This is a genomic window from Kitasatospora sp. NPDC057500 (assembly GCF_042802195.1).
In the GTDB taxonomy this organism is placed as follows: domain Bacteria; phylum Actinomycetota; class Actinomycetes; order Streptomycetales; family Streptomycetaceae; genus Kitasatospora.
Genome location: NZ_JBHVER010000284.1, coordinates 1 through 8,295, shown reverse-complemented (window position 1 = coordinate 8,295; position 8,295 = coordinate 1). Strand labels below are relative to the sequence as shown.

Sequence of the window (8,295 nt, the reverse complement as noted above, 5' to 3'; positions counted from 1 at the left end):
GCCGGGTGCTCCCCCACGGAGCACCCGGCCGATCGCCGTCACCGGGCCGCGTCCCCGGCCCGTCAGGTGGCCGTCGGCGCCCCCGGCCTGGCGGACGACCCGTGGGCGCCGCCGCCGGACAGCTCGGCCAGCGGCGCGCTGCCCAGCACCCCGCCGAGCAGCCCCGAACCGTTGCCGGAGCCGCCGGCCCCGTTGCCGGAGCCGCTCGGGGCGCCGCCCTGGCCGCCGGCCCCGGCGCTCGGCGCGGGCTTCGGCGCCGAGCCGGTGCCGGCCGCAGGGGCCGGGGTGGCGCGCTGCGCGGGCGCCGACCCGGCGGGCGCCGGTGCGGCCGGCGGCGCGGAGGCCGCCGGGGCACCGGAGGGGGACCCGGTCTCCGGCCGGGCCGGAGACTTCGCCTTGCCGCTCGGCGTGCTCGGCGTGGCCGTGCCGCTCGGCTTCGGCGGGGTCGCGGTGCCCGACGGCGCGGCGGTGGTGGGCGCGGCGCTCGGCGTGGCCGGCCGGGACGGGGCCGGCGAGGGCGCCGAAGTGGCCGGGGCCTTGCCGCCGGGGGTGGCGGACGGTCCGCCGCTCGGCCAGACCGGTGTGCCGTAGTCGGTGGCCGGCCGGGACGGCGCGGGGGGCTGCGGCCGGGCGCCGGTGCGGACCGCCGCGCCCAGCATCGAGCCGATCAGCAGGGTCAGACCGATGACCACCGAGGTGACCACCGCGCCGCGCCGCAGCACCCGGCGGCGCAGCGCCGCCGGCGCGTCCGGGCCGTGGTGCCGCCAGGCCTCCAGGCCGAGCCGCCCGTCCAGCGAGGCGAACGGCGCCCCGGCGATCAGCAACGGGCTCCACGCCGCCAGGAAGATCAGGTCCGGCGTGTCGTACACCGGGACGGCCCGCCAGCTCACCGTGAACAGCAGCACGGCGGACAGCGTCATCGCCGCTCCGGCCGCGAGCCGCTGCCAGAGGCCGAGGACGGTCAGCACGCCGACCACGATCTCGGTGAAGGACACCACCAGGCCGGCGCCGACCGGGTGCGCCATGGCGAAGGCCAGCAGCGGCTCGGCGACCTTCCAGGGGTGCAGCGAGGCGAGCCAGCGCATCATCGAGCCGCGCTCGCCGCCGTCGAAGTACACCGGGTCGCAGAGCTTGCTGAACCCGGCGTAGACGGAGAGCGAGCCGAGCACGGCGCGCAGCGGCAGCAGCACCAGCCCGAGGTCGACCCGGCGGCCGGGGTACCAGGGCGGCCTGCCCTCGGCACCGGCGGCGGAGACCTCGGGCAGTTCGCCGCTGGGCGTCCAGCCCTGCGGCGCGCCGACCGGGCCGATGCCGCCCTCGGTGGCGGTGCCGTCGCCCTCGCGCGGCTGGCGCGGCACCGCCCGGGCGCCGCCGTACGGCGGGATGACCTGGGTGTCGGCGTCCGCCAGGGAGCCGCCGAACCGGCCGCCGCGCCCGCCGACCCCGGCCGGGACGGCGCCGAGCCGGACGGCCTCCAGCAGCTGGGTGGCCGCGACGTCGCCCGGGCCGGCCTCACCGGTCCAGGTGACCGGGGTGACCCGGCCCTTGCGGCGCGGCGGCCCGGCGAGCCCGCCGGCGAGCGCGCGCACGTCACCGGCGGGGACGACCACCTGCGGGGTGACCAGCGGGCGGCGGATCAGGCCCTGGGTGCCGTACGGGTCGCCGAACGCGGCGCCCGTGGACAGCAGTCCGGCCGGGGCGTCGATCAGCGGCGCCACCGGGGTGCCGAGGTTGAGCCGGAAGCTCGCCTGGGTGCTGCTGAGGCGCGCCGGGTCGGACGGCACCTTGACCGTGTTGAGGCCGGGGCCCGCGTCTATCCCGGTGCTGCCACCGCCCAGGAGCGGGCGCCGAGGTGTTCTGGTGTCCACGCCCGTCTAACCGGGTGACGCCCGGTTAGGACACTCTCCCGGGTGGATATCGGGAGTGCCCTTGAAGTGATCAGGAAAAAAGCGATCGGACCCGGGCGGATCCGATCGCTTTCCCCTGACTTGCGGGCGAACGGCGGGCGGTTCCGGAGAACGCCTTGCGCCGTGCGCCCGCGCTGTGCTCAGGCCGGCACGCCCCCGGGGGCGTCAGCCGACCTTGCCGCGCAGCCGGGCCGCCTCGTACAGCACGACGCCGGCCGCGACGCCCGCGTTCAGCGACTCGGTGAGCCCGGACATCGGGATCCGCACCCGCAGGTCGCAGGTCTCCGAGACCAGCCGGGACAGGCCCTTGCCCTCGCTGCCCGCGACGATCACCACCGGCCCGGTCAGCGCCTCCAGGTCGCCGATCTCGGCCTCGCCGTCGGCCGCCAGGCCGACCACCATCAGGCCGGCCTTCTGGTACGCCTCCAGGGCCCGGGTCAGGTTGGTGGCCCGGGCGACGGGCAGCCGGGCCGCCGCACCCGAGGAGGTCTTCCAGGCACCGGCGGTCATACCGGCCGCCCGGCGCTCCGGGATCACCACGCCGTGCGCGCCGAAGGCGGCGGCGGAACGGACCACGGCGCCCAGGTTGCGGGAGTCGGTGACCCCGTCCAGCGCCACGATCAGCGCGTCCCGGCCGGAGTCCGCGGCCTCGTCCAGCAGGTCCTCGGGGTGCGCGTACTCGTACGGCGGGACCTGGAGCACCAGGCCCTGGTGGTTCATCCCGCCGGTCATCTGGTCCAGCTGCGGGCGCGGGGCCTCCATCAGCGGGATGCCGCGGTCGTTGGCCGCCTGGAAGGCGTCGCGGACCCGGTCGTCGGTGTCGATGAACTGCTGGACGTACAGCGCGTTGGCCGGCACGTCGCCCTGGAGGGCCTCGACCACCGAGTTGCGGCCGAAGACCAGCTCGGCGGAGCCCGCGCCGCCGCGGCCGCCCCGGCCGCCGCCACCGGCCCGGCGCATGCCGGCCCTGGCCTTGGCGTCCCGCTCGCGCTTCAGCGCGGCGTTGGCGGCCCGCTGCTTCGGGTGGCCCTTGCGCTCCTCGCCGGGCGGGGTCGGGCCCTTGCCCTGGAGCGCCTTCCGGCTGTGGCCGCCGGTACCGACACTCGCGCCCTTCTTCGACCCGGGGTTGCGGCGGTTCCTGCGCTGGCTGTTGCCGGCCATGGCTGTACTTCCTGTCTGTCTGTCCGGCATGGCCGGCCGCCCCGGCCAGTGCCGGTGACGCCCGACGGCATGCGCTCCGTCATGCGGGAGGGCCGCACCGGTCCGGTACGGCCCACCTCACCCCTCGGTCGCCGGGGGGTTACTGGCTGTTGATCGTCCAGCGCGGGCCGGACGGGGTGTCCTCGATCGCCAGCCCGGCCAGGCCGAGCTGGTCACGGATGGCGTCCGCGGTCGCGAAGTCCTTGCGGGCCCGCGCCGCCTGGCGCTGGTCCAGGACGAGGCGGACCAGCGAGTCGACCACGCCGTGCAGGTCCTCGCCGCGCTCCGCCCCGGCCCACTGCGGGTCGAGCGGGTCCAGACCCAGTACTCCGAGCATCGCACGGACCTCGGCCAAGCGCGCCACCGCGCTCTCCTTGTCGTCCGCGGTGAGGGCGCTGTTGCCCTGGCGGACGGCGGTGTGCACGATCGCGAGCGCCTGCGGCACGCCCAGGTCGTCGTCCATCGCCTCGGCGAAGGACGGCGGCACCTCGGGCGCCGCGTCGACGGCGCCGCAGCGCTCGACGGCGCGCTGGACGAAGCCCTCGATCCGGCCGAAGCCGGCCTCGGCCTCGCGCAGCGACTCCTCGCTGTACTCGATCATCGAGCGGTAGTGCGGGGACGCCAGGTAGTACCGGAGCACGATCGGCCGCCAGCACCGGACCATCTCGGAGACCAGCACCGAGTTGCCGAGCGACTTGCTCATCTTCTCGCCGGCCATGGTGACCCAGGCGTTGTGCACCCAGAAGTTGGCGAAGTCGTCGCCGTAGGCCTTGGACTGGGCGATCTCGTTCTCGTGGTGCGGGAAGATCAGGTCGAGCCCGCCGCCGTGGATGTCGAAGGCCGCGCCCAGGTACTTGTGGGCCATCGCCGAGCACTCCAGGTGCCAGCCGGGACGGCCGCGGCCCCACGGGGTCTCCCAGCTCGGCTCGCCCGGCTTGGCCGACTTCCACATCGCGAAGTCGCGCGGGTCGCGCTTGCCGGTCTCGCCCTCGCCGGAGGGCTGCAGGAGGTTCTCCAGCTTCTGGTTGGAGAGCGCGAGGTAGTCGGGGTACGACTTCACGTCGAAGTAGACGTTGCCGTCGGCCGCGTAGGCGTGGCCCCGCTCGATCAGGCCGCGCATCATCTCGACCATCTCGGGGATGTGCCCGGTCGCGCGCGGCTCGACGGTCGGCGGCAGGCAGCCGAGGGCGTCGTAGCCGTCGTTGAAGGCGCGCTCGTTCTCGTAGGCGATCTGCCACCACGGCGTGCCGAGCTCGCGCTCCTTGGCGATGATCTTGTCGTCGATGTCGGTGACGTTCCGGGCGAAGGTCACCTGGTACCCGCGGTAGGCGAACCACCGCTGCATGACGTCGAAGTTGAGGTAGGACCGGATGTGCCCGATGTGTGGCGCCGACTGGACGGTAGCGCCGCACAGGTAGATCGAGACACAACCCGGTACAAGCGGGACGAAGTCGCGTACCTGTCGGGTGCTGGTGTCGTACAGTCGAATGCTCACAGCGTCAAGCGTAGTGGGCGGCGGGGGGTGCCCCGCGACATTCCGGAATGTCAAGACCCCCGGCGGAGCCATTTCCGCCGGGTGGGACCCGGGCCTCCCCCGCCGCTCCGGCGGCTCAGATCGAGCCGACCACCTTCCGCGGCGTGAGCCGGACGACCACGCGCACGTCGTCCGGGCCGTCGTAGCCGTAGTCCTTGCCCTGGTACTTCCGGGACAGTTCGTCGATCAGTTCCCGGCCGCCCTCGGTGGTCATCGTGACCTCGCCACGCGCCTCCAGGTACTCGTACGGGGTCTCCGGCGGGTTGACGACGATCGAGATGCGCGGGTCCCGGAGCAGGTTGAGGTGCTTGCGGCGGCCCTGGACGGTGGAGAACAGGATGTCGTCACCGTCGCGCCTGACCCAGACGACCGAGGACTGGGGGCTGCCGTCGGGCTGGACCGTGGAGACCACGGCGAAGCTCGTGCCGTCGAACAGACCCTTGGCGCGGTCGGAGAGTTCTACGCTCATCGGAAACCTCATCTCGTCAGCGGCGGGTACGGCCCGAGGGGTAAGCCCGCGCGGGCCCGATCCCGAACACTATCGACTCGGGCCCACCGAACGCCCGGTGAACACCCGTCAGCCCGGAATTGTTCCCGGGCCCCGCGCCCCGGAGCTCAACGGCGCTCGTACACCAGGGCGGTGGCGATCGCCGCGAGCCCCTCCGCGCGCCCGGTGAGGCCGAGCCCGTCGGTGGTGGTGCCGGAGACCGAGACCGGGGCGCCGACCGCCGCGCCGAGCGCGGCCTGCGCCTCCGCCCTGCGCTTGCCGATCTTCGGACGGACGCCGATCACCTGGATCGCGACGTTGCCGATCTCGAAGCCCGCCTCGCGGACCAGCCGGGCCGCCTCGCCGAGCAGCCGTACCCCGGACGCACCGGCCCACTCGGGCCGGTCGGTGCCGAAGTGCGCGCCCAGGTCGCCGATCCCGGCGGCCGAGAACAGCGCGTCGCAGGCGGCGTGCGCGGCCACGTCGGCGTCCGAGTGGCCGGCCAGGCCGTCCCCGGCACCGGGCCAGTCGAGCCCGGCCACCCGGAGCGGGCGGCCGGCCTCGAAGGCGTGCACATCGGTGCCGATCCCGGTCCTGGGGATGACGGGGGCCTGCGGGCCGGCCGTCGGCCCGGTCGGCATCGGCTCAGCAGGCGTCGAACCGGTGGGCATCGGCTCAGCGGGCATCGGCTCAGTAGGCATCGGCGGCCCTCCGGCGGGCGAGTACGGCCTCGGCGAGCACGAGGTCCAGCGGACGGGTCACCTTGAACGCCTCCTCGTGGCCGGGCACCACGACCACCCGGCCGCCGAACCGCTCGACCAGGCCCGCGTCGTCGGTGACCGGCGGCAGGCCGGTCCCGTCCGCCGCGGCCTCCTCGGCCAGCGCCTTGGCGTGCACCCCGGCCAGCGTCTCCCGGCGGAAGCCCTGCGGGGTCTGGACCGCGCGCAGGGTGGCGCGGTCGGGCGTGTCGAGCACCGGCTCGGGCCCGCCCGCCACCGGCTCGACCCGCTTGACGGTGTCGGCCAGCGGCACCGCCGGCACCACCGCCTCGGCCCCGGCCCGGACGGCGGACGCCACCGCGTCCACCACCTCGACCGGGACCAGCGGACGGGCCGCGTCGTGCACCAGCACGATGCCGACCTCGGCGGGGATGGCGGCCAGGCCCAGCCGGACCGACTCCTGGCGGGTCGCCCCGCCGGCCACCACGCGGATGTCCTTGTCCTCCAGCCCGTGGCTGTCGAGCAGGGCGACCACCTCGGCCACCCCGTCGGCGGGGGCGGCGACCACGACCAGGCCGACCGCGCGGCTGCGGGTCAACGCCCGGACGGCGTGCACCAGGAGCGGCACGCCCCCCAGTTCACGCAGGGCCTTCGGGGCCCCCGGCCCCAGGCGCTCACCGCGGCCGGCGGCGGGCACCACTGCTGCTGCGACTGCTGCTGTGGCGTTCAGGTTTCACTCCTTCGGCGAAGTGGGTATGGCCATGGCGTGCACGACGGGCGCGGACCCCTTCCGAAGCACCACCGTCTTCCGCCCGCGACAAAAGCAGAAACGGTCATGCGGACCCGGGCCGGCCAGGCCGCTCGGGTGCGGGGGCGTCGTCCGGACACGCCTCAGCGCCCGAAGTGCCACTGCACCACCCCCGGACCCTCGGTCCGGTGGGCGGCGCGCCGGCATCGGGCGCTGTGAGCGTTGTGGAGCGGACGGCCGCTACGAGGCGAGCACCTCGTCGAGCAGCGTCTCCGCCTTGTCCTCGTTGGTGTTCTCCGCCAGCGCGAGTTCGCTGACGAGGATCTGGCGCGCCTTGGCGAGCATGCGCTTCTCACCGGCGGAGAGGCCGCGCTCGCGCTCGCGACGCCAGAGGTCGCGGACGACCTCGGCGACCTTGATGACATCACCCGAGGCGAGCTTCTCCAGGTTCGCCTTGTAGCGACGGGACCAGTTGGTCGGCTCTTCGGTGTACGGTGCGCGGAGCACCTCGAAGACCCGGTCCAGACCTTCCTGGCCGACCACATCGCGCACGCCGACGAACTCCGCGTTCTCGGCGGGCACGCGGAGCGTCAGGTCTCCCTGCTGCACCTTGAGCACCAGGTAGGTCTTGTCCACACCTTTGATCTGGCGAATTTCGATGGCCTCGATCAGCGCGGCCCCGTGATGGGGGTAGACCACCGTGTCGCCAACCTTGAACGTCATGTGACAGGACCCCTTCCGTGGCTTTCCAGAATAACACGCTTTTCGGCGCACCCGAAGGGCGTTTTCGCAGGTCAGGGCCGGTCTCGGGGCTTGACAAGGACCCCCATGACGTGCTGCGACCGGTGTTCGAGGAGGGCTTCCCGCAGGTCGGAGGCGGTTCCGCCGCCCGCTGAAACCTCTGGCAACACTCCCGAAACCGTGATTTGATCTTGAGCTTTCACCGTTTATCGGGTCGTTTCCGGATCGTGATCCGATCTTGGTCGGCGGTTGACCTGAACACGCGGAAGTGCCGCCGTCCGGGGGCCCGTCCACACCGGGTGCGCGACACGAAGGGACCACCCCGTGAGGACGGCATAAGCGAGGTCGATAATCTGAGACCTGACCTTCCGACACGTGACTTAGGAGAAGCCGCCGCCGTGAGCCGCAGCCTTCGACGCGGCAGCATCGCCGCCATCGCCGCCCTGGCCATCGCCTCGCTGTCCTCCTGCGCCGCCGGGAACACCCCGGAGACCCTGCAGATCAAGCCCGACAACGTGTCGGCCACCCTGGGCACCGACGTCCGGCTGAACAACATCGTCGTGGTCACCGGGGACGAGTCCTCCGGTGAGCACACCGGCCCCGCCAATGTGACGGTGAACATCAGCAACAGCGGGACCGAGACGCTGGAGCTCCAGGCCGTCACCGTCGCCGGTGGCGCCCCCGCCACCTTCGCGGACGACAAGGGCGCCCCGCTGACCAGCATCTCCGTCCCGGCCGGCGGCGCGGTGCTGCTCGGCGGGCCGGGCAACCCGACCGCCAAGATCGCCTCCACCACCGTGACCGTGGGCGGCTACGTGGCGACCTCCTTCACGTTCAAGAACCACGAGAAGCTCGACACCGAGGCCCACGTCAGCCCGAACAAGGACCTGTACAAGGGCTTCGGGCCGACCGTCCCGGGCGCCGCGCCGAGCAAGGCCGCCACCCCGGCGGCGACGCCG

General features: G+C 73.8%; 8 protein-coding genes. 1 reads left to right on the top strand and 7 read right to left on the bottom strand.

Annotated elements, in window-relative coordinates; genetic code table 11:
• Positions 1-62: 62 nt before the first annotated feature.
• The 7 genes from ACFU74_RS34420 to ACFU74_RS34390 form a co-directional block, all read right to left on the bottom strand.
• Entirely contained in the window at positions 63-1,868 is a 1,806-nt protein-coding gene (locus ACFU74_RS34420; protein ID WP_380764023.1) for a DoxX family membrane protein, read from the bottom strand.
• Between the two features lie 204 nt (positions 1,869-2,072).
• Positions 2,073-3,068 (bottom strand): 23S rRNA (guanosine(2251)-2'-O)-methyltransferase RlmB, encoded by a 996-nt coding sequence (rlmB, locus tag ACFU74_RS34415; protein ID WP_380764021.1) that lies wholly within the window; start codon positions 3,066-3,068, stop codon positions 2,073-2,075.
• A 139-nt stretch (positions 3,069-3,207) separates the two neighbouring features.
• Positions 3,208-4,602 carry a cysteine--tRNA ligase gene (gene cysS / locus ACFU74_RS34410; protein WP_380764019.1) on the bottom strand — a complete coding sequence of 465 codons (1,395 nt, stop codon included), beginning with the start codon at positions 4,600-4,602 and terminating at the stop codon, positions 3,208-3,210.
• Positions 4,603-4,717: 115 nt separating this feature from the next.
• Positions 4,718-5,110, bottom strand: coding sequence for a PPOX class F420-dependent oxidoreductase (locus ACFU74_RS34405; protein WP_380764017.1), 393 nt, complete (start codon positions 5,108-5,110; stop codon positions 4,718-4,720).
• A gap of 146 nt (positions 5,111-5,256) precedes the next feature.
• A complete protein-coding gene (gene ispF, locus ACFU74_RS34400) occupies positions 5,257-5,769 on the bottom strand; it encodes a 2-C-methyl-D-erythritol 2,4-cyclodiphosphate synthase (RefSeq protein ID WP_380764027.1) in 513 nt (170 codons plus the stop codon).
• Between the two features lie 49 nt (positions 5,770-5,818).
• Positions 5,819-6,577 (bottom strand): 2-C-methyl-D-erythritol 4-phosphate cytidylyltransferase, encoded by a 759-nt coding sequence (ispD, locus tag ACFU74_RS34395; protein ID WP_380764025.1) that lies wholly within the window; start codon positions 6,575-6,577, stop codon positions 5,819-5,821.
• Positions 6,578-6,835: 258 nt separating this feature from the next.
• The gene (locus ACFU74_RS34390) at positions 6,836-7,318 is read right to left on the bottom strand and encodes a CarD family transcriptional regulator (RefSeq protein ID WP_030244332.1); all 483 of its coding nucleotides are present in this window, start codon (positions 7,316-7,318) and stop codon (positions 6,836-6,838) included.
• Between the two features lie 416 nt (positions 7,319-7,734).
• Between ACFU74_RS34390 and ACFU74_RS34385 the strand changes: the two genes are divergently transcribed.
• Positions 7,735-8,295 (top strand): DUF461 domain-containing protein (locus ACFU74_RS34385; protein ID WP_380764015.1); only part of this gene is annotated, 561 nt, incomplete at its 3' end.

Bases quoted from the DNA above. Each gene is read 5' to 3' on its own strand.
- rlmB (WP_380764021.1), bottom strand. From the start codon at position 3,068: ATGGCCGGCAACAGCCAGCGCAGGAACCGCCGCAACCCCGGGTCGAAG.
- ACFU74_RS34405 (WP_380764017.1), bottom strand. From the start codon at position 5,110: ATGAGCGTAGAACTCTCCGACCGCGCCAAGGGTCTGTTCGACGGCACG.
- ispF (WP_380764027.1), bottom strand. From the start codon at position 5,769: ATGCCGACCGGGCCGACGGCCGGCCCGCAGGCCCCCGTCATCCCCAGG.
- ACFU74_RS34390 (WP_030244332.1), bottom strand. From the start codon at position 7,318: ATGACGTTCAAGGTTGGCGACACGGTGGTCTACCCCCATCACGGGGCC.